Annotated in this window: 18 protein-coding genes and 1 tRNA gene; 6 read left to right on the plus strand and 13 right to left on the minus strand. The window is 68.8% G+C overall.

Going from position 1 to position 26160, the window contains the following annotated elements; genetic code table 11:
• Positions 1-89 precede the first annotated feature (89 nt).
• Together N2652_04080 and N2652_04085 are read left to right on the plus strand one after the other, a co-directional pair.
• Complete coding sequence (locus tag N2652_04080; protein ID MCX7818376.1) at positions 90-1412, plus strand: M14 family zinc carboxypeptidase; 1323 nt, start codon at positions 90-92, stop codon at positions 1410-1412.
• Positions 1409-2293, plus strand: coding sequence for a family 16 glycosylhydrolase (locus tag N2652_04085; GenBank protein MCX7818377.1), 885 nt, complete (start codon positions 1409-1411; stop codon positions 2291-2293). The genes N2652_04080 and N2652_04085 overlap by 4 nt, the downstream gene beginning before the upstream one ends.
• A gap of 110 nt (positions 2294-2403) precedes the next feature.
• Here N2652_04085 and N2652_04090 read toward each other — a convergent pair whose 3' ends face one another.
• Entirely contained in the window at positions 2404-3162 is a 759-nt protein-coding gene (locus tag N2652_04090; protein ID MCX7818378.1) for a 5'-methylthioadenosine/adenosylhomocysteine nucleosidase, read from the minus strand.
• A gap of 83 nt (positions 3163-3245) precedes the next feature.
• Here N2652_04090 and N2652_04095 point away from each other — a divergent pair, with 83 nt between their 5' ends.
• The gene (locus N2652_04095; GenBank protein ID MCX7818379.1) at positions 3246-6050 is read left to right on the plus strand and encodes a glycoside hydrolase family 2; all 2805 of its coding nucleotides are present in this window, start codon (positions 3246-3248) and stop codon (positions 6048-6050) included.
• 94 nt (positions 6051-6144) lie between these two features.
• Here N2652_04095 and N2652_04100 read toward each other — a convergent pair whose 3' ends face one another.
• From N2652_04100 to N2652_04120, 5 genes are read right to left on the minus strand one after another with little or no spacing between them, the layout of a single operon-like run.
• Positions 6145-8064 carry an extracellular solute-binding protein gene (locus N2652_04100; protein ID MCX7818380.1) on the minus strand — a complete coding sequence of 640 codons (1920 nt, stop codon included), beginning with the start codon at positions 8062-8064 and terminating at the stop codon, positions 6145-6147.
• Positions 8061-9158: a microcin C ABC transporter permease YejB gene (locus N2652_04105; GenBank protein MCX7818381.1), complete on the minus strand. Its 1098-nt coding sequence runs from the start codon at positions 9156-9158 to the stop codon at positions 8061-8063. The genes N2652_04100 and N2652_04105 overlap by 4 nt, the downstream gene beginning before the upstream one ends.
• The gene (locus N2652_04110) at positions 9155-10213 is read right to left on the minus strand and encodes an ABC transporter permease (GenBank protein ID MCX7818382.1); all 1059 of its coding nucleotides are present in this window, start codon (positions 10211-10213) and stop codon (positions 9155-9157) included. Before N2652_04110 ends, N2652_04105 begins: the two co-directional genes overlap by 4 nt.
• On the minus strand, positions 10210-11865 hold the full coding sequence (locus N2652_04115) for a dipeptide ABC transporter ATP-binding protein (protein MCX7818383.1): 1656 nt from the start codon (positions 11863-11865) through the stop codon (positions 10210-10212). The genes N2652_04110 and N2652_04115 overlap by 4 nt, the downstream gene beginning before the upstream one ends.
• Before the next feature lie 4 nt (positions 11866-11869).
• Positions 11870-14812, minus strand: a complete 2943-nt coding sequence (locus N2652_04120; GenBank protein MCX7818384.1) for an insulinase family protein — start codon at positions 14810-14812, stop codon at positions 11870-11872.
• A gap of 139 nt (positions 14813-14951) precedes the next feature.
• On the opposite strand from N2652_04120, the gene N2652_04125 reads away from it, so the two are divergent.
• A tRNA-Tyr gene (locus tag N2652_04125) sits at positions 14952-15038 on the plus strand.
• A 19-nt stretch (positions 15039-15057) separates the two neighbouring features.
• Here N2652_04125 and N2652_04130 read toward each other — a convergent pair.
• Genes N2652_04130 through purM form a run of 6 tightly spaced genes read right to left on the minus strand, consistent with a single transcriptional unit; the run spans position 15058 to position 22853 of the window.
• A complete protein-coding gene (locus N2652_04130) occupies positions 15058-16578 on the minus strand; it encodes a S8 family serine peptidase (GenBank protein ID MCX7818385.1) in 1521 nt (506 codons plus the stop codon).
• Complete coding sequence (locus tag N2652_04135) at positions 16575-17135, minus strand: hypothetical protein (protein MCX7818386.1); 561 nt, start codon at positions 17133-17135, stop codon at positions 16575-16577. The genes N2652_04130 and N2652_04135 overlap by 4 nt, the downstream gene beginning before the upstream one ends.
• A 4-nt stretch (positions 17136-17139) precedes the next feature.
• Positions 17140-18756 (minus strand): hypothetical protein, encoded by a 1617-nt coding sequence (locus tag N2652_04140; GenBank protein ID MCX7818387.1) that lies wholly within the window; start codon positions 18754-18756, stop codon positions 17140-17142.
• A complete protein-coding gene (locus N2652_04145) occupies positions 18753-20138 on the minus strand; it encodes an MBOAT family protein (GenBank protein MCX7818388.1) in 1386 nt (461 codons plus the stop codon). The genes N2652_04140 and N2652_04145 overlap by 4 nt, the downstream gene beginning before the upstream one ends.
• A 30-nt stretch (positions 20139-20168) precedes the next feature.
• Complete coding sequence (gene purH / locus N2652_04150; protein MCX7818389.1) at positions 20169-21794, minus strand: bifunctional phosphoribosylaminoimidazolecarboxamide formyltransferase/IMP cyclohydrolase; 1626 nt, start codon at positions 21792-21794, stop codon at positions 20169-20171.
• A 24-nt stretch (positions 21795-21818) separates the two neighbouring features.
• On the minus strand, positions 21819-22853 hold the full coding sequence (gene purM / locus N2652_04155) for a phosphoribosylformylglycinamidine cyclo-ligase (GenBank protein ID MCX7818390.1): 1035 nt from the start codon (positions 22851-22853) through the stop codon (positions 21819-21821).
• Between the two features lie 273 nt (positions 22854-23126).
• Here purM and lpdA point away from each other — a divergent pair, with 273 nt between their 5' ends.
• Both lpdA and N2652_04165 read left to right on the plus strand, forming a co-directional pair.
• Positions 23127-24539, plus strand: coding sequence for a dihydrolipoyl dehydrogenase (gene lpdA, locus N2652_04160; protein ID MCX7818391.1), 1413 nt, complete (start codon positions 23127-23129; stop codon positions 24537-24539).
• A complete protein-coding gene (locus N2652_04165) occupies positions 24536-25204 on the plus strand; it encodes an HAD family phosphatase (GenBank protein ID MCX7818392.1) in 669 nt (222 codons plus the stop codon). Before lpdA ends, N2652_04165 begins: the two co-directional genes overlap by 4 nt.
• 30 nt (positions 25205-25234) lie before the next feature.
• On the opposite strand, the gene lipA is transcribed toward N2652_04165, so the two are convergent.
• Positions 25235-26110 (minus strand): lipoyl synthase, encoded by an 876-nt coding sequence (gene lipA / locus N2652_04170; protein ID MCX7818393.1) that lies wholly within the window; start codon positions 26108-26110, stop codon positions 25235-25237.
• Positions 26111-26160 lie beyond the last annotated feature (50 nt).

Here is a 26160-nt window from a genome sequence, read left to right on the forward strand (position 1 = left end):
CCCCAGTTTCACGCCAAACTTGCGCTTGCCCGACAGCGCCGGACCCGGCACAGTGGGCGTGCGGCAAGCCCAGCAGAAAGGACCGGACCTTGCGCCCAACCCTGCCTCAAAGCCGAGCGAGGTGTCGCGGTGGGGAGACCTGGATCCTCACCGGCTGGTTCCTCGCCGTCACCGTTGTCGGGGCAACCGAACGACTGACCGTCACCGATTCGTTTCCAGGCGGATCAGCGGAGGTCCGTTCGCTGGACGCCCGTACGCGAACGATCGAGCTTTCGCCACGCTGCCATCCCGGCCGGGGATGGCCATGCTGGTGGTATGCGCGGGTGGACGGCACCGCGCCGGGTGAAACGGTCACCGTCCGCGTCGTCGCGAGCCAAACGCCCTACCGCGGCACCTCGGTCCTCTCGGGACGATGGGCGCTCCCCAACCGGGCAGTGATCAGCGCCGACAATGTTCACTGGTCGCCGACGCCGCGGGGGCGGACGGGTACCCGCGAGGTGGTCTACACGCTGGTGTCACCGGGCGAACGCTTCTGGATCGCCTGGGGACCACCCTTCCTGCCCGCTCATGCGGAGGCGTTGCTGATGAAGGTCAGCGGCTGCGTCACCGGCTCCGAACGCTTTGTGCTGGCGAGAACGCGGGAGGGGCGCGACGTCCCTGCAATCCGGCTCGGTCAACGGAGCGGTCCCGCCGTCTGGGTCCAGGCACGCCAGCATGCCTGGGAGGTCGGCTCCAGCTGGGTCGGTGCCGGTCTCCTCGAATGGGCGGCCTCCGACGAGCCGGCAGCGGTCGGACTCCGCGAACAGGCGGAACTCTGGTTCGTGCCCATCATGGATGTCGACAACGTCTGGCGCGGTGCCGGCGGGAAGGAGGCCGAGCCACGCGACCACAACCGTGATTGGGACGACTCCCCCCACTACCCCGAGGTCGCCGCCGCACAGCGCCACCTCGGCGAGCTTGGACGCACCGGCCGGCTCCGCCTTTTTGTGGATCTTCATCAGCCGGGCTGGGAAAACCAGCCATCTTTTCTCTATGGCCCGTTCAACTACACGAACCTGCCCACCGCCAGGCGTGCCGCCTACGACCGTTTTCTGCAGCTGCTGTCGGCCGCCGCCACGGGCCCGCTGACGGTCTCGCCCCAATACCAGGTTGCGAGCCATGTCGGCACGGAGGAGGAGCGCGCACGCATGAGCCGGAGCTGGGTGCAGCGACACGGCGGGCCCGACGTCGTCGCCGTCACGCTGGAAACCCGCTGGAATCTGCCCGAGAGCACTTCGGAAAACTATCGCCAACTCGGCGCGGCCCTCGGGCGCGCAATTGCCCGCTTTCTCGAACGTGCGCCGGCATCGACGGGCGAAGCCGGCAACGTACCGGCCGCCCTCCACCCGCCCGAGCCGAGCCACCCCCGATGAAGTGTCGTCCTCTGCTGTTGGCCGTGCTGCTGTTCAACACGTCGCCCAATCCTGTGCCCGCACAGACCGCGCCACGATGTCCGCTGGGCGATGACTGGGTGTTCAGGCCTGAACTCAGTGACGAGTTCGACGGCGACGCGCTGGACCAACGCAAATGGTGGGACTTCAATCCGTCCTGGCATGGCCGCAAGCCGGCATTCTTCTCGCGCGAGAACGTTGCCGTCCGAGGGGGGCGGCTCCATCTCACCGCGCGGGTGCAGTCACCAGAGGAGGTCACTGTGGAAAACCGGGTGCGCGGTTACGACAAGTTCACCACGGCCACCGTGAAGAGCAAACGACGCGTTCGCTACGGTTATTTCGAGGCTCGTTGCAAGGCGATGCGAGCGAACGTCTGCAATGCGTTCTGGCTGTACGACCCGCTCGACCCGCCGGCGAAGTACCAGGAGGGTAGTTTCTCGGAAGAAATCGACATCTTCGAAGTGTTCGGCAAGCCGGCGAAGCCCGACATGGCGCGCGTCCTGTACATGACGCTGCACCGGATGGCGACCCCCTATGTCGAATCGCTGGTGGTGCGGCGCACAGCGCTGACCAACCACAGCGCCCGCGTGCAGATGCCGTTCGAGTTCTGGGAGGACTTCCACGTCTACGCGCTGCTCTGGACGCCCCGAGAACTGCGCTGGTACGTCGACGGGCGGGAGGTGTTCGCGCGCGGGAACGATCACTTCACCACCGCTCTGCACATCATGTTCGACTGCGAGGTGATGGAGAGCTGGGCGGGACTGCCGGACCCGGCCGACCTGCCGGCGACGTTCGAGATCGACTATCTGCGCGTCTGGCAGCCGGGCGAGCTGGTGCGAGCGGAGGGTGGAGCCTTGAAGTAGGTCGTGAAACGTGCGTTGAACTCCCCGTCTTCGGCCGTCACACCTTGAGCGCCCAGACCCGCGGGCGACACCGCCCCCCCTCCCCTGCCGGCGATGCAGCAACACCCGCTTCACTGCATCCGCGCCAGAAGACGGCGCACGACGCCCGCAGTGATGTGCGAAACCACCGCATCCATGAAGCGTTGGAAATCCTCCGGCGCGCGCCGGTCGGCCGCATCGGAGATCGTCCGGACCACCACGAACGGCACCTCGTACTCGAACGCGACCTGGGCAACCGCTGCGCCCTCCATCTCCACGCAGATCGCATCGGGCAGCTCTCGCGCCAACGCCGCTCGTTCCTCTTCGTGCGCGATGAACCGGTCACCGCTGGTCACCGTGCCTGTCCACACCCGCGGCCGCTCCACACCAAATGCCGAGCGGACCGCTGCGGGCACCTCGCGGGGAAACTCGTCTTGCACAAACTCCTCCGCCGCCCTCCGTGCCGCCTCCCGGAGCGATGGATCGCTCGCAAACCGGCTGACGCCCAACAGCGGCACCTCGAACTTGCGGAACATCGGCAGTGCGCTCGCATCGAGGTCGTGCTGCACCAGCTCGTCGGCCACGACAATGTCGCCCATCTCCAGCTCGGGCGAAAGGGCGCCCGCCGCGCCGGTCACCACCAGCGGCGCGGTGCCGTAGCGCTCGATCATCGCCGCCGCCGTCGCCGCCGCCGCCACCTTCCCACAGCGCGAAATCGCCAGCACCGCTTCGCGGCCCGCGATTCGGCCCCGCACGAACTGCCGCTGGCCGCGCGACTCGACGCGAACGTCGCTCATCTCTCCCTTCAGCCGCGCAGCCTCTTCCGGCATCGCACAGATCAATCCGATCATCGCCCTCTCCGATCGGGTGCCGTTGCCTTGCACGCCACAGTCGGGGCTTGCGTTCCCGCCGGCGCGCGATTATGCCACATCCGATGAAGTCGTACCGAAGGCTCGCGACGCTCGCGCTCACCGTGCTGGCCGCCAGCCTCAGAGCGTGGGGAGCGGAAACCGAGATCCTCTGGCTCAGCGGCCATGGGCCCGACGACGCCGTACGCTGGGAGTTCACGGTCAGCCACGGCCGCCGCGCTGGGGAGGCCGCTACCCTCCCCGTGCCCAGCCACTGGGAGCTCCACGGCTTTGGAACGTTGTACTACGGACACCAGACCAACCGCCCGCCTGAGCAGGGACGGTATGCGCGGTGGTTCGAGCTGCCGGCAGGCTGGCGCGGACGCCGCATCGTGCTGCGGTTCGACGGCGTGATGACCGATACCGCGGTCACCCTGAACGGCCGGCCCGCCGGACCTCCGCATCAGGGCGGCTTCTATCCGTTTGAGTATGACGTCACCGACCTGGTCCGGTGGAACGCGTCCAACCGATTGGAGGTGACGGTGAACAAGGTGTCCGCGAATCCCACCGTCGAGGCCGCGGAGCGCCGGGCGGACTACTGGGTGTTCGGCGGTATCTATCGCCCGGTCCGCCTCGAGGCGCGGCCGGACCCGCACATTGAGCACCTCGCCCTGCGGGCCGAAGCCGAGGGGAACTTTGAGGCCACACTCCGCATTCGGGGCGACCTGGCGCGTGCTTCGCTCGCCAGCCTCACCGTGCTTGCGCCGGCGGGCGAGGTGGCCGCCACCCTCACCGCACCCGTCGAGCCGCCGGGCACCGGTGTCACGCTGCGCACGCGCGTGGAGGCGCCCGCGACGTGGAGCGCCGAAACGCCTGTGCTCTATACCGCGATCGCGGAACTTTTTCAGGGCTCGAATCGGCTGCACCGGCTGCGTCGTCGGTTCGGGTTCAGGACCTTCGAGGTCCGGCCCGGCGCCGGCCTCTTTCTCAATGGCCGCCGCATTCTGCTCAAGGGCGTATGCCGCCACTCGTTCCGAGCCGCCAGCGGCCGCTGCCTCTCCCCCGCTCAGAACATCGCGGATGTGCGGCGGATCCGCTCGCTGAACTTCAACGCGGTGCGCTGCGTTCACTACCCGCCCGACGAGAGCTTTCTGGACGCTTGCGACGAACTCGGTCTCTACGTGCTCGACGAGCTGGCCGGCTGGCAGACACCGCCGTACGACACGGAGACCGGCCGTCGCCTGGTGCGCGCGATGGTGGAGCGCGACGCGCATCACCCCTCCGTCCTGTTCTGGGACAACGGCAACGAAGGCGGCTGGAACGCAGAGCTGGATCCCGAATTCGCGCGCCACGATCCCTACGCGCGGCCCGTGCTCCATCCGTGGGCAAAGTTCAGCGGCGTGGACACGGACCACTACGAACCGTACCGCAGCGTCGTCGCGAAGCTGCGCGATGATTCCCATGTGTTTCTGCCGACGGAACATCTTCACGGTCTGTTCGACGGAGGTGGGGGTGCCGGTCTCGAGGATCACTGGGCATTGATGTGCGAATCCCGCAACGCTGGCGGGCTGTTTCTCTGGGCGTTCGCAGACGAAGCGGTGGCGCGGCCGGACCGGAACGGCGCGCTGGATTGCGACGGTTTTCACGGGCCGGACGGTATTGTCGGTCCGCACCACGAGCCGGAGGGAAGTGCGGCGACGGTGCGGTCGGTGTTCTCGCCGGTTCGTCTGATCGCGCCACCGCCCGGCCCGCTGCCGGAAGGATACGCCGCACGGGTGGTGGTCTCGAACGCGTTCAGCTTTCTCGACCTCTCCGCCCTCTCGTTCACATGGCGTCTCGACCAGTTCGGGCCCGGCGGGCCGCGCTGCGTGACCGGCCGGTTGACCCGGGCGTTCGCTGCACCCGGCACCTGCGCGACGCTGGCGATCCCGCTGCCGACCGGCTGGCGATCGTTCGACCGGCTCGCCCTCACGGCATCCGGGCCGGACAACGTTGAGATCCAGACTTGGGCCTGGCCGGTGCGTCCGCCGGAGACCTCGCTACCAGTCCCGCCGGCCGCCTCGGCGCCCGCCATCACAGAACATGGTGGCCGGATCGAGATCGCCGCCGGCGGCTGCCGATACCATCTTCGCCGGAGCGACGGACGGCTCTGCGCCCTCGTGGCCAATGGCGTGGAGCTCCCGCTCGCGAACGGCCCGCGGGCGGTTCCCGCACCGGCCGCCAGCGACCTGCAGAGAACGGTCAGCGTTGCGGCGCTCGGTGCGGTGGTCGAGGTTCGCTCCGAGTCCGGCGTAGCGGAGGCCGGATCGTGGATCTGGACCTTTTTTGGCGACGGTTCGGCCGCGCTCGAGTTTTCCGCCAAGCCACCCGCCGGCGAACTGCCGTTCCTGGGCCTCACATTCGACTGGCCGGAATCAGAGATGCGCGCGGTCCGATGGCTCGGACTGGGGCCGTTCCGGGTGTGGAAGAACCGGATGACAGGGCCCGTGTGGGGCGAGTACGAGCTGCCCTACAATGACCCGCTGCCGGCGGAGTCGTGGGCGCTGCCGGAGTTCAAGGGGTACTTCGGGCACGTCCGCCGTTTCGAGATACTTGGAGAGGGGGCAGGGATCCGGTTTGAGCTGTTTGACCGCGACCTCTTCGCGCGTTGGGGCACGCCCCGGCGTCCGGCGGCGCATCTGGCCGGTTACAGTGCGAAGGCCGTCGAGTACACGTTCCCGCCGTTCCCCGAGGGCGATGTCTCGATCCTCGTCGCGATCCCGCCCATCGGCAACAAGTTCTGTCCCGCCGACGACGGAAGCCCCCAGGGGCGGCCGAACGTGTGGAGCGAACCCCAATACCGCATCCGCCTCCGCCTGCGGCCGGTTCGGCTGCCGGCGACTGCGAACTGAGGGTGGTGCTGCCGCCGGCGCGCTCCGATCCGGCCGATGTGGTCGAGCGCTGCATCGCCGCCGGGCGTCGCCACAGCAGAAGACCTGCTCGTGCTTATCTGGCTCGACGAGAGCGCCGCGCCGCCTCACGCCGGGCCGCCAGCGAAGCGTCCTTTTCCGCGTCGAACCACCAATAGATCCAGTGGGTTCCCACCGCCGGGTGCGGGGGCGGGTACCCGAACCGGTCCCAGAAGGCGATCCGGTGCCAGGGCAGATACCAATTGGGGATGCAGTAGTAGCCCCACTGCAGCAAACGATCCAGCGCACGCACCCGCGCGACCAGCGACGGCCGGTCCTCGGCGCGGATGAGCTCCTCGACCAGCTCGTCCACCGCTGGATTGGCCAGTCCCAACACGTTACGGCTCCCCGGTTGGTTCGCCGCCAGCGAATGCCAGTAGTCCCGCTGTTCGTTGCCGGGGCTCTCGCTCATCGGCCAGTTCGCCACGATCACATCGAAGTCAAACGCGAGGATCCGGTTCATGTAGATCGACATGTCCACCGTTCGCACGCGCGCCTCGATGCCCAGTCGGCGGAGATTGATCGTGAACGGCAGCACGACGCGCTCAAACGCGGGCTGCACCAGCAGGATTTCGAACGAGAACTCGAGCGGCCGCCCCCCCGCGTCGCGCAGCTGCGCATGCACGAGCCGGCCGTCGTCCGGGCGCGGTCGCCACCCCGCCGCAAGCAGCTCACGACGGGCCTCGAGCAAGTTCGAGCGCACCGACAGACGGTGCGCAATCTCGCCCCCATCCGCCTCGGTGCGAGGGGGCTGATATTCCTCGAGGAACACCTCCTCCGGCACCGCGGCGGGGTAGCGCTCGCGGAGCCGCTGCAACAGGCGCAGCTCCTCCCCCTCCGGCCGGCCGCGCGCCTCCAGTTCCGACTCGCCGAAATAGCTCCGGCATCGCCGGTATTGCCCATGGAACAGCGCGCGGTTCGCCCATTCGAAGTCGAACGCCAGCTGCAACGCGCGGCGGGTGCGACGGTCCGCGAACAGCGGACGACGCAGGTTCAGCGCAAATCCCTGCATCGAGGCGATGCGACCGCTGGGGAACAGCTCGCACCGCAGCACGCCCGCCTCCCGCTCCGGCGTGCGGTAACCGTGCGCCCAATCCTTCGCGCTCATTTCCACGCGCCAGTCGTAGGCACCCGCCTTGAACGCCTCCAGACTCACCGTCGCATCGCGGTAGACCTCGTAGCGCACGCGGTCGAAGTTGTACATGCCCCGCACCACCGGCACGGACGCGCCCCAGTAGTTCGTCACGCGCTCGAACAGAATGAACCGATTCGCCTCCAGCGCGGCCACGCGATACGGCCCGCTGCCGAGCGGCGGCTCCAGCGTCACCGCCGCAAAGTCGCGGTTCGTCCACCAGTGCGCCGGCAACACGGGCAGATGGCCGACAATCAGCGGCAGCTCGCGGTTCGGATGGTTCGTGGCCAGATAAAACCGGACGGTGCGCGCGTCGAGCGCCTCCGCGCGTTCGACGTTGCGGTAGTACAGCCGGTAGGTCGGCGCGCCCTTCTCGCGAAGCACCTCAAACGAGTAGAGCACGTCCGCGGCGGTCACCGGCACACCGTCGTGCCAGCGCGCTTCCGGCCGCAGATGAAACGCGACCCACGCGCGGTTCGAAGGCATCTCGATCGTGTCGGCAAGCAGACCGTAGATCGTGAACGGCTCGTCGCCGCTGTTCACCGCGAGCGTTTCAAACACCAGCGTCATGCCGAGCGGCGCGCTGCCGCGCGCAATGAAGGGGTTCAGCGAATCGAACCCGCCCTCCTCCGCCAGCCGCAGCGTGCCGCCCTTCGGCGCGTCTGGCCGCACGTACTCGAAGTGGCGGAAGTCCCGCGGGTACTTTGGCTCCCCGTGCAGCGCCAGCGCGTGCGCGCGCCAAACGCCGTTCGACCACTCCGCCGGGGCGCGCGGCACTCCCCCCGCGACCAGCAGTGCAAGCACAATCGCGATGCCGCGCGTCATGCCCGCCGCTCGAAGTCGATCCGCGGATCGATCAGCGTGTAGGTAATGTCGCTCACCAGCGCCAGCAGCAAGGTCAGCAGCTCGAAGATGTACAGCGTGCCCATCATCACCGGGTAGTCCCGCTTCAGCGCCGCCTCGAAGCCGAGCAGCCCAAGGCCATCCAGACTGAAAATCACTTCGACCAGCACCGAGCCGGTGAACAGCATCAGGATCAGCGCGGCGGGAAAGCCGGAGATCACAATCAGCATCGCGTTCCGGAACACATGCCCGTAGAGCACCCGCCGCGGCGAGCACCCCTTCGCCCGCGCCGTCGTCACATACTGCAGATGGATCTGGTCTAGAAAGGAGTTCTTCGTCAGCATCGTCAATGACGCGAACCCGCCGATGGTGATCGTCGCGACGGGCAGCGTCATGTGCCACGCGTAATCGAGGATCCGACGCCCCCACGAGAGTTCCGCCCAGTTTTCCGACACCAATCCCCGCAGCGGAAACCACTGCAGGTAGCGGCCACCCGCAAAGACGATCACGAGCAGAATCGCAAACAGGAAACTGGGAATCGCATTGCCGGCGATCACCAGCACGCTGGTCCAGGCGTCGAATCGGCTGCCGTCGCGAACGGCCTTCCGGATGCCGAGCGGGATCGAGATCAGGTAGATCAGCAGCGTGGACCAGACTCCCAGCGAAATCGAGACGGGCATCTTCTCCCGGATCAGCGCCCAGACCGGACGGTCGCGGTGGAAACTACGACCCAGATCAAAGCGAAGAAAATCGCGGCACATCCGCCAGAACCGCCGGTGCGCCGGCTGGTCGAAGCCGAACTGACGCTTCAGCTCCTCGATGAACTGCGGGTCGAGACCCTGCGCGCCACGGTAGATCGAGTCGGCCGGACGCGCGCCCGCCGGCTCGCCGACTGCTTCGGTGCCCGTCGCGCCGCTGATCCGCCCCGCGACGTCCGTGCCCACACCGCGCAGCTGCGCAAGAATCTGCTCGACTGGCCCCCCCGGTGCAAACTGGATGATCGCGAAATTGATCAGCAGGATCCCGAACAGCGTCGGTACCATCAGCAGCAGACGGCGTAGGATGTAAGCGGTCATCCGCTCCCTCCGCTCCGCATCGTTTTGCGCGGATCCATCGCATCGCGCGCCGCTTCGCCGATGAAGACCACCAGCATGAAGAGGGTCGAAAGTGCGACAAACGCGGTCAGGCCCAACCAGGGCGCGTGCAGGTTCGCCTTGCCCTGCTGCAACATTTCTCCCAGCGATGGAGAGCCGGGGGGCAGGCCGAGGCCGAGAAAGTCGAGCGAGGTCAGCATCGTCAGCGAGCCGGCAAGCTGAAACGGCAGATAGGTCATCGCGGCGACGAGCGCGTTCGGCAGCACATGCCGCAGCGCGATGCGCCACTCCGGCACACCGAGCGCGCGGGCGGCGCGGACGTACTCGAAGTTGCGCGCGCGCAGCGTCTCCGCGCGCACCACGTGTACGAGACTCATCCACGAAAAGAGCAGCAGAATGCCCAGCAGCGAGCCAAACCCCGGTTCGATCACGGCGGACATGATGATCAGAATGTAGAGCCGGGGCATCGCACCCCACAGCTCGATCAGCCGCTGGGCAATGAGATCCACCCAGCCGCCCGCGTAGCCCTGCCAGAGCCCCAGCAGCGTGCCGATCACCGCGCTGACCACCGTCAGTGCCAGCCCAAAGAGCAGCGAGATCCGCAGGCCGTGCAGCACCCTCGCCAGCACATCGCGGCCGAGATCGTCGGTGCCGAGCCAGTGGCGTCGGCCTGGCGGCGACGGCGCCGGTTCGGGCGCATCCAGATCCACGGTGTCGTGCCCGTACGGAATCGGCGGCCAGAGCATCCACCCGCCCCGTGCTCGAATCAGCGTATCGGCGACATACGGGTCGCGAAAGTCCGCCGCCGTTTCAAACACGCCCCCGAGTTCCGCCTCGCTGACGTTTTGCCACAGCGGCCAGTACCACCGCCCACCCACCCGCACCACCCACGGCCGGTCTGCGGCCAGCCACGGCGACGCGAGCGCGACCGCGAACAGCAACGTGAACAGCATCGCGGAGACGAATCCCCGCCGGTTTGCGCGGAACGCGGCCCAGCGACGGCGCGCGAGCGGCGACCATCGGCGGCGCCATCTCATGCGGCCGACCCCTCAATCGCGCGGTAGTCGAACGCCGCCGCGATCAGCGCGCGAGTGTAGGGGGTGCTGGGCGAACTGAGCACGTCCGCGGTCGGCCCCTGCTCGAGGACATCCCCGCGGCGCAACACGACAATGCGGTGGCAGAGCGCACGCACCACGCGCAGGTCGTGGCTGATCACCACGAACGCGACTCTCCGCTCGCGCTGAATCGAGCGCAGCAACTGCACGATCTCCGCCTGCAACGACACGTCCAGCGCGGAGGTGGGCTCGTCGAGCACCAACAGCCGCGGTTCGAGCACCAGCGCCCGCGCCAGCGCAATCCGTTGCCGCTGGCCGCCGGAGAACTCGTGCGGATAGCGGTGGACGTGCGCGGGCTCCAACCCCAACGCGGTCAGCGCCCGTTCCACCCGCCGCGCACGTTCCGCCGGCGCAAGCCCGGGCTCGTGCACCGCCAACCCCTCGCCGACAATCTGGCCCACTGTCATGCGGGGATTCAGCGATGCGAACGGATCCTGAAAGACGATCTGCATCTCCCGCCGCAGCGACCGCAGCGCCGTGCGGGACAGCGAGGCAAGATCACGGCCCGCATACACGACGCGGCCGGACTGTCGCACGAGGCCGCGCGTCCACAGCCGCAGCAGCGCCAGCGCAGCGGTCGTCTTGCCGGAGCCGCTCTCGCCCACCAGCCCCACCGACTCCCCCTCCGCCAGCCGCAGGCTGAGGCCCTTGAGCGCCCGCACCGCCCCCACCTCGCGCCGAAGCAGGCCGCGACGGACCGGAAACTCCACCGTCAGTCCCTCCACCGAGATCACCTCGCGCGCCCCCGCCGGTATCTCCACCGGCCCTCCGGCAGGCACCGATTCCACCAGCCGCCGCGTGTAGGGATGCTCTGGCGCGCTCAGCACCCGCTCCGTCGGTCCCTCTTCGACTTTCCGCCCCCGCCACATCACCACGACGCGGTCCGCCAGCCGGCGCAGCAGCCCCAGATCATGCGTGATCCAGAGCACCGCCATCCCGAGCTCCGCGCGCAGGCGGGCCACCAGCTCCACAATCTGCGCCTGAATCGTTACGTCGAGCGCGGTGGTCGGTTCGTCCGCGATCAGCAACGATGGCCGGTTGATCAGCGCCATCGCAATCATCACGCGCTGCCGTTCCCCGCCGGAGAGCTCATGCGGCCACGCGTCCAGGCGCCGCTGCGCCTCGGGCAGGCCCACGCGCCCCAGCCACTCCACGACCTCGCGGCGGACTTCAGCGGGGGGCACTGCGCGGTGCAGCCGCACCGCCTCCGCAAGCTGCCGGCCGATCGTGTGCAGCGGATTCAGCGAGGTCATCGGTTCCTGAAACACCATGCCGATCTCCCTGCCGCGGATCGCCCGCAGTTGCGGTTCCGGCAGCTGCAGCAGGTCCCGCGGACGTGCCGGATCGGCCAGCCACTCGATCCGCCCGGCGCGATAGCGGGCCACACCCTCCAACAGCCGCAGCACAGAAAGCGCGGTCACCGATTTGCCCGACCCGCTTTCACCGACCAGGCCGACCACCTCACCACGCCGCACCTCCAGCGAGAGCCCATCCACCGCGCGCAGCGGGCCTTCCGGCAGAGCGAACTCGACCGTGAGGTCCTGGACCGCCAGCAGTGGGCCCGGCCGGTTCATCGAATCAGAGATCTTCGATCCGCTCCTCCGGCACCGGCATTGCGCGAAGCTGGTCCCGGTTCGCGATCACACAGGCCGCCGACCGCGCCAGCGACGGTCGCAGCACCGTGGCCGCGACCTCGCGGATCGCGGCCGCATCCACTCGCAACAGCGCGGCGCGCTCGCGACGCCGGAACTCCTCGTCCTCCCCCCTCAGGTACCGCGCCAGCGCCTCGCCCACCGCATGAGCCGGCCGGTACGGGCGCTCGAATGGTTTGAGCGTGCCGATCACCGCCTGCTCGACCGCGCCCGGCGAGAGGTCCATCTCCCGTTCCACGTGGTCGGGGATGCGCCGGAAAATTTCGAGCGACTGGGCGGGCGTTGGATCCCGATAGCTGGACAGCACGACGACGCCGGACACCGGCGCGTACATCGCGCCGCAGCCGTACGCACCCCGGCGCACCCGGATCTCGGTCCAGAGATGATCCAGTGTGAGACGGTGGCACAGCACGCGCAGTGCGGCGCTGCGCGGATCCACCCACGGTACCGCCGGCACCGCGAGCGCGGTGAACGCGACATCCGCGGGCGCCGCAATGCCCTCCAGTTCCACCGGGGGCACCGCCCGCCACGAGGGCGGTGAGACGGCCGCGGGCTGCGGACAGCGACCGACAAACTCCCGGAACCAGCCGGCGATCGTGTCGATCGCAGCGTCCGATCCCGCCGCCGCAACATGCCAACGGGCCACCGAGAGCACTCGTCGGCGAACAGCCTCAAACTCCGCGCCCACCGCCTCGCCGTCCCGATCGGCGGCCTCCGCAAACCGGCGCGACGCTCGAACCACCTCCAACCCGCTCAGCGCCTCCACGCACGCCGCAATCGGGCCGAAGTGCCGCCCCGCCCGGCTGGCCGCATATTTGGTGCCGGAATGCAACACGTCATCGCGGAGCCCCGACTGCAGCTCGCCGAGCAACGTCTGCACGCGAGGCGGATCCAAGAGATTCGGCGACCACAAGCGGTCCGTGAGCAGATCCAGTGCCGAACGCAGGCGCTCGTCCAGCGCATATGTGGCGATCATCAGGTAGAGCCGCAGCCGGTCCGGCGTGCCGACGTGGGCGGTCGCCGTGAAGCTGCCGGCCAAACCACCACAGACCGCTGACTCTCGACGCGCCATCGCCGCGTGATCGAGACCGGCCGCCCCGGTCCGAAACCACAGCGGAACCAGCGGCGTGAGGCGCACCCAGTCCTCGGCCGACAGCTCGCTGACGTCGGCCGCCAGCGCCACATATGCGACGCCGCGCGTGAACGTTTCGACCCGCAGCATCGGGCGCCCGCCGACGGTTTGCACCGTCGTCGGAAGACGGCGCGGCTCCGGCGAGACGTCCGCCAGCGACAGCCGCGGTAGCGTTGCCAGCGCCTCGGGCGGATTCGGCGCCGCGGTTCGGGCATCCAGTTCGCGCGTCTCGCGCGCGAGCCGCTCGAGCTCCGCCGGCGACATGGACCGCCGGCGCTCCTCGAGCCGGCGCCTCCACTCCTCCTCGCGGCGGCGGTTCAGTTCCGGGTCCGGCCGCAGCACCACCGCCACCCGGTGCGGATTCGCGATCAACCACCGCTCTACCGCACGCTCGATGTATCGCGGCTCTTCGCGCATCCGCTCGCGCAGCACCGCGAGCCGGGAGCGGATCTCGAGCCACGTCCACGGTGAGGCCTCGTACAGCCACATCAGCAGCACGCGATCCGCAAGCGTCAGCGGAAAGAGTTCCGGGATGTGCAGGGCGCCGAGCTCAAACTGGTGGAACGCGGCGTCGAGCAGCTCGCGGTCGAAGCCTCGGGAGGTTTCGCGCCGAAGCACATCGAACACCAGCGCCTCGATCTCCCGCGCGCGCGCCGCATCCGTGCCCAGGAGCCCGACTGTGAACGTCGTCTCGCGCCGCGCGGAGGAATGCTCGCAGAGCACTTCGTCGCCCCAGTGGGTATCTTCCAACGCGCGCCGGAGCGGACAGCCCGCGTGCGCGAGCAGGTAGTGGAACGCGACGCTCATTGCGACGGACGTCTCGACGTCGTCGCTGGGGTGCGTCAGCCAGTCGATCGTCACCACGCTGCGGCGTTCGGGCGTTTCACCCGGCAGCGCGGGGTAGGTGGCCTCCACCTGGCGCGGCGCAGTCCAGCGCGGCTGGAGCGGGATCGGCGGCGGGGGCGACCGCCGCGAGAACGAGGCCAACACTTCCTCGTCCAGAAATTTTAGGTGAGGTTCGAGCGGCGACGAGGTGTACAGAATCAGATAGGCGTTGGAGGGGTGATAGTAGTTCCGGTGAAACTGTACGAACTGCTCATAGGTCAGCGACGGGATCGCCTCAGGCCAGCCGCCGGAGTCGCGCCCGGCGGGCGTGTCGGGCAATAGCGCGGCGGTCGCAATCCGGTCCAGCATGCCGTCCAGCGTGCTGTACGCGCCCTTCATCTCGTTGAACACCACACCGCGGATCACCAGCGGACTGTCCGGTCGGTCCGGGTCTGCCACCGCGAGGTGATGGCCCTCCTGGCGGAAGTGGTCTTCGGTGAGCAGCGGATGAAAGACCGCGTCGCAGTAGACCGCCATCAGGTTGCGGAAATCGCGGAGGTTCGCGCTCGCGCAGGGGTAGATCGTCCGGTCGGGCCACGTGATCGCGTTCAGAAAGGTCGCGAGGCTGCTCTTGAGCATTTCCACGAAGGGATCCTTCACCGGGTAGCGCCGCGACCCGCACAACACGGTGTGCTCGAGGATGTGGGGCAGACCGGTGTCGTCCGGAGGGGGCGTGCGAAACGCGGCGACGAAGAGGTGCTCGTCGTCGCGCACGTCGAGATGCAACAGGCGCGCGCCACTGCGCTCGTGCGTGAACCGCCGCCCCACCCCATCGATCTCGGGCAGCTCGACGGTCTCCTCCAGCCGAAAACCGTGCACCCATCCGTTGAGCTCCGACTTGCGCTCGTTCATCGAGGGCCTCGTTCGTGGACCGCCGCTGGCCGACGCCGCACGGTGGTCGCTCAGAATATCCGGCCAGCGGCAACGCCCTCAAGTCACCGCCGGCAACTCGACAACGCAACCGCCAACGCTATCATCTCGTCTTCGCTCCGGTGGGGTACCGAAGCGGCCAAACGGAGCAGACTGTAAATCTGCCGGCTCTATGCCTTCGAAGGTTCGAATCCTTCCCCCACCACCATCCCTTGCGCGCCGCCGGCTCAGCGCGGAGGCGTCGCGAACAACCGCGACACCGCGGCCGCGTCCAGCAGCCCGTAACCGTAGTGCGGGTCGCGGCCGGGTTCCCCCGCGTCGCTGAGCGCGCGCGTCAACGCTTCGGAGGCCTGCGCCGGCGTCGCGCCGGGGTTTCGCGCCAGCCACTGGGCCAGCACAGCGGCGGTGTAGGCGGTGGCGGTGGAGGTGCCCGCATAGCGACCGGCCGGCCCTTCGTAGCCGATGGGAAACTGCGCGGTCGCCGGCGCCGCAACCACGACAAAATCCCCGTGATTCGACTTTTCCCACGGCCGCCCGTCCGGCATCGCGGCGGCCACCGCAATCACGCCGGGATACCCCGCCGGATAATAGGGCCGACCGACCGGCTCGTTGCCGGCCGCCGCGACGACCAGCAGCCCCCGGCCCTGCGCCTCCGCGACCGCCGTCCGCAGAAACTCACTCGGCGTTTCCGTGCCCCAGCTCATGCTGATCACCGACGCACCGCTCTCCGACGCGAACGCGATCGCGCGCAGCAGGTCGAAGTTCGAGGTGACGCCCTCGTCGTCGAACGTTCGAATCGCGAGCACCGGTGTCGCCCCCACCGGCGCGGCCATATCCGGTGCCACCGCGCCAGAGGCCACCAGAGCCATCTGAGTCCCGTGCCCGACCGGATCCTGGACGGGCTCGCCCGGCCGCACCGCATCCCATGCACCGGCCAGCGCAATGGTCCAACCGGGCGGCAGGGAAAGACCGGTATCGAGCACCGCGACGCTGCCCACCGCGGAGACCGCACCCACGGCAGGTGCGCCCGCCGCCGCCGCGGCGGAACCCCCGGGCATCGACGGCGGCGGTAGACGAATCGCGTAGTTCGCCTCCGCTGCCCGCACAATCGGATCGGCCCGCATGCGATCCGCGACGGCCAGCGCATCCGCACCCCGCGGGAGCCGCAACCGATACACTCCGCCCGGCGCCCAGCCAACCAGCGACGCATCCCACACGCTGAGAAATCTCAGGAACTCCGAGGGCGATGTCCCGGCCCGCACGCTGACCAGTACCTCACGGTCCACGTGCAACGGGCCCCGACCGTCCGCGCCGCGGGAGAGCTCCAGCCGACGGGGGGGCGGTTCGATTGGGCGCGCGCGGTCCGCCCGACCCGGCGCAAACACACGGATCTCGGAGAGCTGCCGGAAGCCCCCCGCAGGGCCGGGCACCACGCTCCAGGACACCATCGAGTCCAGCGGCGCGATCACCGCCCGCAGCGCCGCGTCCACCTCCCGATCTGGCAGCGCCACGTGAACGCGGCGGTCCGCGGCCGGGTCCATCCACACCCGCACCCCCAGCCGCGCCAGTTCACCGAGCACCGCCGACAGCGGCTCATCCTCCGCGCGAATCGACAGCCGGTCCCCGCGTAGCGAAACCTCCGCCGCCGGCAGCCCCACGGCCGCCACCCACACCGCAAGCCCGGCGCGCCGCACCGCGCGTTCCGCGCAACCGGCCGGGCACGACCACTGACGATGCCCTAGGTTCATTGAAGGGATCGCGCCAACTCCGTGAACGAGTCGCGCACCTCGTTCAACGCCTCTCCCGAGCCCACCATTTTCAAGAAGAGCGTGTCCGTCGGCCGCCGGACCACTGCGGCGAGCATCGAGGGCGCATCGGGAGCGTCAGTCGGCAAACGCGAAAAATCGAAAATCCACAGCGGCGCTCCCGCGCGGGTGGTGCCGGCCGTGCTGGCGGCCAGCCAGGCGAGCCACTCCGGTCCCTCCGCCGACCGACCGATCTGCGCCGCCCAGCGACGCGCGTTCGCCTCGATCCCGCCCGCCTCGCCGGGCAAAACCGTGAGACTGCATTCGTGCACCGCGCCGCGGACCTCCACCTCGAACGTCGCCCGGCGCATTCCGCCACCCTCGCGCACACGCCAGCCCGGCGGCAGCTGCCAGACAACAGCCTGCTCTGAAACCACCGGGGCGACCGGCGCCACCGGCGCAGGAGGCGGCTCGCGCCAGCTGCGCACCGACGGCGCCTCGTTCCGCCCGCATCCGACCAGCGCCAGCGTCGCAAGTCCGATCAGCGCACTCCTGCCCATGGCGCTACGGTACATCCGCCGGCGGAACCCCGCCAGCGGTGTGTTCCCATCGAGGCACCGCACGGGCCTCCGGTGCCAACAGCACAAAGGTCTCCGCACCCGCCACCCGCAAGCGATACGGGCCGTCATCGTCCGGAGCCGAAAGTCGCACCCACCACTCGACGCGACCCGGCGCCAACCGAGCGTGAAGCCGCACCGGCCGACCTGCCCGGCGCCACGAAAGCTCCAAGCGCAGCGGTGACGTGGAGTCAAAGCCGAATCGCATGATCGCATCCGCCTCCGGTGCCAGGTGCAGGCCGGCCAGTCGCACCACCGCGCCGTGTGGGCCGGCACAGACCTGCCAGCTGCCGTTCGTCGGCGCCACCTCGGTGCCGTCCTCGCCGTGCACCGGCGGCGACTCCGCAAACGCGAGTACCCGGTTCGACCTCTCGAAGGCGGCGCGCTCTTCCTCGGCGGCGATCTCGGGCTCGTTGCCTCGCCACAGATTCGCGTGCCGTTCAACGAAGATTTCGATCACCAACGTTGGTCGCCAGGCGAGAATGTCCGCCGCACAGAATGCGGCGCGCGTATGCCACTGAAACAGCGAGCGGTGAAACAGCGGGGCCAAATGATGCGCGAGCAACCCGGTGAACGAGTCGTGCAGCACCCATGCGGAGGGCCGGTTCGTGTGCTCGGTCACAAACTCGATGGGGTCGGTGCCGGTACCGGCGCGGACCAGCCGGGCGGCAGGCCAGTCTTCAATGTGGACCGCCGGTGCGGTCTCGTGATACCAGGCCTCGAGGCCGAGTAACCGCGCCAGATCGAGGTACGGCGGGCGCACCGGCTGCCCCTGGCGCCACCGCAGCGGAACTCTCGGCAACTGCGGCCAGCGCGTTCGCAGATGCTCGCCGATCGCGGCCGCGCCAACCGCGACGCCGAGCGGGGTCCAGTGGGTGTCATACCGATAGTAAAGTTCACCGAGCCCCCGCGCCGCACGCAGAGCGGGTGTGAGGTCGAGCGCGTCCACACCGGTCCACCGGCGAAGCGCATCCACCACCTGCGCCGCGGCCGACGACGGTTGGGCCGCCCGCGCCAGCTCTCTCGGCAGCCGCTCGGGATACACGGACTGCTTGTCCGGGATCAATACAACGAGATAGTCAATGCCCCGGCGCTCGAGCCAGCGGCGCCGCGTTTCCAACACCCGCGCGATGAGGCGCAGCTGCGGTTCCGGGTACGCGAAGGTCGCCCCGTACCCCCTCACCGGCCGGTAACCGCGCCGCCGAAGCTCGTCGTAGAAGAGCGTGCCGCCCGAACCCACGATCACCTCCGGCCGCGGCGAGACGCCGAGCGCGAGCATCATCCGGTGATGAGCGGCGATGAGCGACGTGCGCCACGCCAGACGGTCCTGCACCGCCAGCTCGAACTCTCGGGACCAGTGGGTCCATGCCCCTCGAGGGAAACGGCGCGGCCACGGGTGCAAAGACCGGTTTTCCCTGAGCGCCGCGCGGGCCGGATCGGGTGCCCAGCCGAGTTGCGCGGGCAACCAGCCAGCGAGCAGGAACACCGCAAACGCCAGCACCAGCGCCAGGTCCACCGTGCGCGCCGCACGATCGCCAGCAGCGGATGACGGCAGTACGCTCAAAACCGGAAATAAATGAACGGGTTGTGGGTGCCGGCGGCCAGCCGCACCCAGCAAAGCAGCCACACGACCAGGCAGGCCGGCACCGCCAGCCAGGCGCGCGTGAGGCCAACACTGCGCGGAATGCGCCAGCGCACCGAGCCGATCACCGCGGCGAGAAGCGCCGCAACGACCGGCGGTGTGGCCATCCCGAGGTCCTGCACGTTCATGCCGGCGGCGGAGAGTCCCGCCATGGCCCGCAGGTACGCCAGCGCCACGGTGAAGTCCGCACTGCGGAAAAGGACCCAGCCCACCCCCACTGCCAGCAACACATACAGGTGGCGCAGCGGTGCCGTCCACGGCGGCGCCCGCCGGTCGCGCAGCGGCCGCTCCAGCGCCAGCAGCGCGCCGTGCCACAGCCCCCACACCACATACGTCCATGCGGCCCCGTGCCAGAGCCCGCAGAGCACAAACACGATCGCGAGATTCCGCGCGGTGCGCAGCCCCCCGCCGCGATTGCCGCCCAGCGGAATGTAGAGATAGTCGCGGAACCACGTGGACAACGTGATATGCCAGCGGCGCCAGAAGTCCGTCATCGAGCTCGCCGCGTACGGGTGGCGGAAGTTCTCCGGAAACTCAAACCCGAACATCCGGCCCAGGCCGATCGCCATATCGGAATAGCCAGAAAAATCGAAATAGATCTGGCCGGCATAGCACGCCAGGCCCCACCACGCGGCGCCGGCGGAGAGCGTGCCGGCGGAGATCGCACCGAACGCGGCGTCGGCCGGTTCGGCCAGCACGTTCGCAATCAGCACCTTCTTGCCCAGCCCCACTGTGAACCGTCGAATGCCCGATGCGACCGCCGCGATGGTCTCCCGGCGACGCTCCAGCGAGGGCGACAGATCCAGCCAGCGGACAATCGGACCGGCGATCAGCTGCGGGAACAGCGAGATGAACAGCGCAAGCCGCGCGGGATTGCGCTCCGGCCGCGTGCGGCCAGCGGCGACATCGAGCACGTAGGACAGGGCCTGGAACGTGAAAAAAGAAATGCCGATCGGTAGATGCACCGGTGTCCAGCGCCCCGCCGCCACAAGGGAGGGTGCGAGCGTGGCGGCCACGAGGTTCGCATATTTGAACCATCCGAGCAGCGCCAGATTGGCGGCGACCGCCGCCGCGGTCCAGCGCCGGCGCTCGCGTCCCTCCCGCCCGCCGATCGCGCGCCCGAAGGCGTAGTTCATGGTGATCGACGCGACCATCACCATGCTGTAGGGACCTTCCCCCCACGCGTAGAACAACAGACTCGCCAGCAACAGCACCGTGTTGCGCGCCGCCCGGGGCGCCGCGAAGTACACCGCGAGCAATACCGGAAGAAACACAAACAAGAAGATCGGCGAGCTGAAGACCATCGCAGAGCCGGACCGCGGCGCGATGGCGCCTCAGTGGAGGAAATGTCGCATGCCGGTGAACACCATCGCGATGCCGAACCGGTCGCAGGCGGCGACAACCTCCTCGTCCCGCACCGAACCGCCCGGCTGCACGATCAACTTGATGCCGGCGGCTGCGGCCTGCTCAATGCTGTCCGGGAATGGGAAAAATGCGTCCGACACGAGCACGCACTCCGCGATCGAACGCTGGATGAACTCGGGCTGGTTCTCGCCATAGCCGGCCACCGCGTGCAGACGCCGGAGGTTCTCCACCGCGCGCGGCACCGCCAGCCGGGCGAGCGCATCGACGCGGTTCGGCTGCCCCGCCCCCATCCCCAGCAGCGCGAAGCGGCCTGGGGCGTGCTCGCGCACGATCGCAATCGCGTTGGAGCGAATGCGCTTCGCCACCCGGATCCCGAACTCTGCCAGCGCTCGCTTCGATTCTGGGAACGGCGTGCTCGTCGGCACCACCCAGTGCTGCACGACGCCCGCGTCGCCCTCCTGCACCAGCCAGCCGCCGCCGATCTGCCGTACCCGCGGCGCCGGCGAGGGAGGGGCCAGCGGTGCGTCGAGCTCGAGCAACCGCAGGTCGCGGCTCTTGCGGCGTAAAAACTCGAGCGCCTCTGGCTCGAACGCCGGCGCAATGAGCGCCTCAACAAACCGGCCCTTCAGCCGTTCCGCGGCGGCCAGATCCATCGGCCGGCTCACCGCGATCACGCTGCCGAATGCCGACACCGGATCCCCCTCCCACGCCGCCTCGATCGCAGCGGCGAGCGTGTCCGCGGTCGCACAGCCGCACGGGTTGTTGTGTTTGATCACGACTGCGGCCGGCGCGTCGCCGAACTCACGGATCGTCTCAACCGCCGCGTCACCGTCGAGAAAATTGTTGAACGACATCTCCCGACCGTGAAGCTGCCGCGCGCGCGCAATCGCCGGCCCTGGGGTGGCGGGGTCCGGGTGAAGCCAGGCTGCCTGATGGGGATTCTCTCCGTACCGCAGCGGCGCACCGGGTCCGCCCACCAGCACCAGCGGCGCGGCCACCCCTCCCACCCGACCGCGCAACCAGCTGGCGATCGCCGCATCGTATTGCGCGGTGCGCGCAAACGCCTTCAGACCCAGCTCCCGCCGCAGTTCCAACGTGGTCGCCCCACCGTTCGCCCGCATGCAGTCAATCACCCGCGGGTAGTCGGCCGGGTCGGTGACCACCGTCACCGCGTCCATGTTCTTGGCGGCCGACCGCACCATTGCGGGCCCACCAATGTCAATGTTCTCGATCGCGGTCTCCCACTCCGCCCCGGCCGACGCGGTGACCCGTTCGAACGGGTACAGGTTCACGACGACCAGATCGATTGGCTCCAACCCGTGGGCGCGCATCGCCTCCAGGTGTGCGGGCAGATCGCGGCGGTGCAGAATCCCTGCGTGCACGCGCGGGTGCAGCGTTTTCACCCGGCCGTCGAGCATCTCCGGAAAACCGGTGAAGTCCGCAACGTCGCGCACCGCAACCTGTGCGGCCCGCAGCGCGGCGGCGGTGCCGCCGGTGGAGAGGATCTCCACCCCAAACTCCGTCAGCGCCCTCGCGAAGTCTACCAGACCGGTCTTGTCCGACACACTGATCAACGCCCGCCGAATCGCCGTCATGACTGCCTCCATCGGCATCCTACCTCATCCCGCCAGCTCGACCGCGCGATCGCGCCGCGGCCGCACCTCGCCGATCGGCATCGCCCGTTCACCCGCGCGGCGCAACGCCCGCAGCGCGTCGTCCAGATCCTTCGGCCGCACCACCGCCACCATGCCGATCCCCATGTTGAACACGCGGTACATCTCGTCACGATCGACGCCGCCGGCCTGCTGCAGGAACGCAAACAACGGCGGCGGCATCCAGGCGCGCCGGTCCACGACCGCGGCCAACCCCGCGGGCAAAATGCGCGGCAGATTGTCCGGGAATCCGCCGCCGGTGATATGCGCAAGGCCCCGCACACGTACCGCGCACCGCAGCGCACGCACCGGCTGCAAATAGCTGCGGTGCACCGCCAGCAACGCGTCCGCGACGGTGCGGCCGTCTCCCGGCAGCAGGTCGGCGGGTGTGAGCCGCGCCTGTTCGAAGATGATCCGCCGCGCCAGCGAGTAGCCGTTGGTGTGCAGGCCGCTCGACGAAAGCCCGACCAGCACATCGCCGGCCCGGATCTCCCGCCCCGTAATGAGCTCGCGGCGCGGGACGGCGCCCACGATCGTGCCGACCAGATCGTACTCTCCCTGCGGATACAGCCCCGGCATCTCCGCCGTCTCCCCCCCAATGAGTGCACAGCCGTTCTGCCGGCAAGCTCGGCACAGCCCCTCGATCACTTGTGCGAGCACGGAGGGATCCAGTTGGCCGGCGCCGATGTAGTCCAGAAAAAACAGCGGTTCGGCACCCTGCACGAGGATGTCATTCACACAGTGGTTCACCAGGTCTTCGCCCACCGTGTCATGGCGTCCGGTCATCACGGCGACCTTGAGCTTGGTGCCGACGCCGTCGGTGCTGGCCACCAGCAGCATCTCTCGCCCGGGCGACCGAAACACTCCTCCAAACGAGCCGAGTCGCCCGACGACACCACGAGTGAACGTCGCCTCGATCGCGCGCGTCGCCCGGCGCAGCGCCGCCATCTTTCGGTCAATGTCCACCCCCGCCGCCGCGTAGGCCGACTTTTTCGCTTTCATCGCTGCGACCCCGTCCCGCCCGCCCGGCATCCGCCGACGGTGGCGCCGGGCACGATAGCAGACCCGCTGCAGATGGGACAATTCTGCGGGACCATCCAAGGCTTGGATACGCTTCGCAGACGGTTGTCCAATCCCTGGACCCTGGGCCGCACTCCTGAACGATGCGCACGAACCGCCGCCTGCGGCGGATCGGCCGATCGCGTCCGCGGCCCGAACGAACCGCCTGGCGGGGTCGCGATTCGAACGTATACTGAGCGGAATGGAAACGACACCATGAACACCCCCTTCACTCCATCACGGCTGGTGGTGATTGGCGGCGGACCCGCGGGGTATCCGGCCGCGTTTCATGCGGCGGACCTGGGGCTTCGCGTCACGCTCATAGATCTCGAGGAACATCCCGGCGGAGTGTGCCTGTACCGGGGATGCATCCCGTCGAAGGCGCTGCTGCACGTTGCGCGCGTGCTCGAGGAAACCCGAGAGCTGCGCAGCTGCGGCGTCGAGAGCCCTCCGGCCCGGATCGAACTGGACCGGCTGCGAGAGTGGAAGGCCTCGGTGGTACGACGGCTTACCGGAGGCCTCGGTCAGTTGCGGCGGACGCGCGGGATCGAGTTTCTGCGGGGCCGGGCCCGTTTCGACGGGCCGGATCGCCTTCTGGTGGAGACGCACGACGGACCACGGACGATCGAATGGGACGCGGCGCTTCTGGCGACTGGTTCGCGCCCGGCGATGTTGCCCGGCTGGCCGGTCACACCGCGCGTGATGGACTCCACCGCCGCGCTTGAGCTGCCCGATGTCCCCACGCGTCTGCTGGTGGTCGGCGGCGGCTACATCGGCCTCGAACTGGGCACCGTTTACGCGGCGCTCGGCAGTCGCGTGTGCGTGGTCGAGGCGACCGCCGGTTTGCTGCCCGGCGCGGACCGCGATCTGGTCGCACCGCTCGCGCGACGCCTCGCAGAACGATTTGAGGCGATCTGGCTGGACTCCCGCGTCGCGAGCGCACACGAGCAGGACCAGCGCATTGCCGTGGACATCGAAACGCCCACCGGTGTCCGCCACGAGATCTTCGACCGCGTGCTGATCGCCGTTGGCCGGCGTCCGAACTCCGAAGACCTAGGGCTGAACAGCGCCGGCGTCGAAACCGACCGTCGTAGTTGTGTACGGGTGGATGATCGTCGGCGGACCAGTCATCCGCGGGTGTGGGCCGCCGGCGACGTCGCCGGCGAGCCGATGCTGGCGCACAAGGCGACGGCGGAGGCGCGCGTCGCGGTCGAGGCGATCGCCGGACGCAAAACTGCCTGGGATCCGCGCGCAGTTCCCGCGGTGGTTTTCACGGACCCGGAAATTGCATGGGCCGGACTGACGGAGACCGCAGCCGAACGCGAGGGCCGTCCCGTTCGTGTTCTTCGCTTCCCGTGGACCGCCTCCGGCCGCGCGCTCACGCTCGAACGGACCGAGGGTCTCACGAAACTGGTGGTGGACCCCGACAGCGGCCGCGTACTGGGTGTTGGCATCTGCGGTGTCGGCGCGGGCGACATGATTGCCGAGGGCGTTCTGGCCATCGAGATGGGCGCCACCGCCGAGGACCTCGCGTTGACGATCCATCCGCACCCGACACTGTCCGAAACCCTGATGGAGGCCGCAGAGCTCTTTGGCGGCCGCGCGACGCATTTTCTCCCCCGCGCATGACCCGGTGGGGTGCGATCTTTGACTGGGACGGCGTGCTGGTGGACTCTTCCGCCCACCACGAGCGCAGTTGGGAACTTCTGGCCGCCGAAACGGGTCACCGGCTGCCGCCTGGGCACTTTCAGCGGGGCTTCGGCATGAAAAACGAGCAGATCATCCCCGAGTTGCTCGGCTGGACCTGGGATCCCGCGGAAATCCGGCGGCTGTCGCTGCGCAAAGAGGAACTCTTCCGCGCCAGCGTCCGCGACCGCGGTATCGCGCCGTTGCCGGGCGTACGCGAATGGCTGAAACTGTTGGATGAGGGCGGAATTCCCCGTGCGATCGCCTCCTCAACGCATCGCGAGAACATTGAGACGTTGCTGCGCGTCACCGGCCTGGACGGCTTTCAAACCATCGTTGCCGCGGAGGACGTAGAGCGCGGCAAGCCGGCGCCCGATGTGTTTCTCTGCGCCGCGGAGCGGATGCATCTGCGGCCACAGTGCTGTGTGGTCTTCGAGGATGCCCCAGTCGGGATCCGGGCGGCCCGTGCCGCCGGGATGTCGGTGATCGCGGTGACGACGACGCACCCTCGCGCAGCACTGAGCGGGGCCGACCTTATCGTGAACCGTCTCGACGAACTCACCGTCGCGCAGGTCGCCGACCTGGTTCAGTCCGACGACCGCAGCTAGCCCCGGCGCTCGGCCCCCCCGGACCGGCGATCACTGCCCACGTCCGGCGAGCGCAGCACGATACATGAGTTCTGCCCGGTAGCTCGACCGCACCCACGGCCCCGCCTCACAGTGCGCGAAGCCGCGGCGCCGCGCTTCCTCCCGCAGCGCGTCGAACTCCTCGGGCGTCCAGTACCGTGCCACCGGGCGCCGATCCCGCGCCGGTTGCAGGTACTGCCCAATCGCCACCACTTCCACGCCCGCCGCGCGCAGGTCGTCGAGCGTTTCCAGCACCTCGTCGCGCGACTCGCCAAACCCGACCAGCAACGCTGATTTCAACACCGCGGTCCGGTCAAGCTCCCGATACGTCCGCAAGACCGTGAGCGAACGCTCATAGCTGGCCCCGCGGCGCACCTCGGGCGTCAGGCGCCGCACCGTCTCAATGTTGTGCCCAAACACCTCCGGGCGGGCGCCAGCCAGCATCTCGAGGGAGCGCCTCAGCCCGCCAAAATCGGAGGGGAGGACTTCCACCTTGCAGTCCGGCACCTCGGCCCGGATGGCGCGGACCGTTGCCGCCATCGCGGCGGCCCCGCCATCCGGCAGATCGTCACGCGTAACCATCGTCACCACCGCGAAACGCAGCGACATCGCCCGCACCGCCGTCGCGATCCGCTCCGGTTCCCCCGGGTCGGGCAGTTCCGGCGCCTCCCGGCCAACCGCGCAAAAGTCGCAGCGCCGCGTGCACCGGTTGCCGAGGATCAGAAACGTCGCGGACCGGTCCTCACACCAGCACTCGCGCCGGTTCGGACAGCGAGCCTCTTCGCACACAGTGTGGAGCGAAGCGTCCGCAACAACCCGGCGGACCTGGGTCTCGCCCGGAACTAAGGGCTTGCGCAGCCATGGCGGTTTGGGGTGAGGTCTGTTCATGCGTCCGGCAGACCAATTTGGTCTACCGGTCCGGCTCGATCAACCCGTCC

The sequence above is a fragment of the Kiritimatiellia bacterium genome (genome assembly GCA_026417735.1).
GTDB lineage: Bacteria > Verrucomicrobiota > Kiritimatiellia > PWTM01 > PWTM01 > CAACVY01.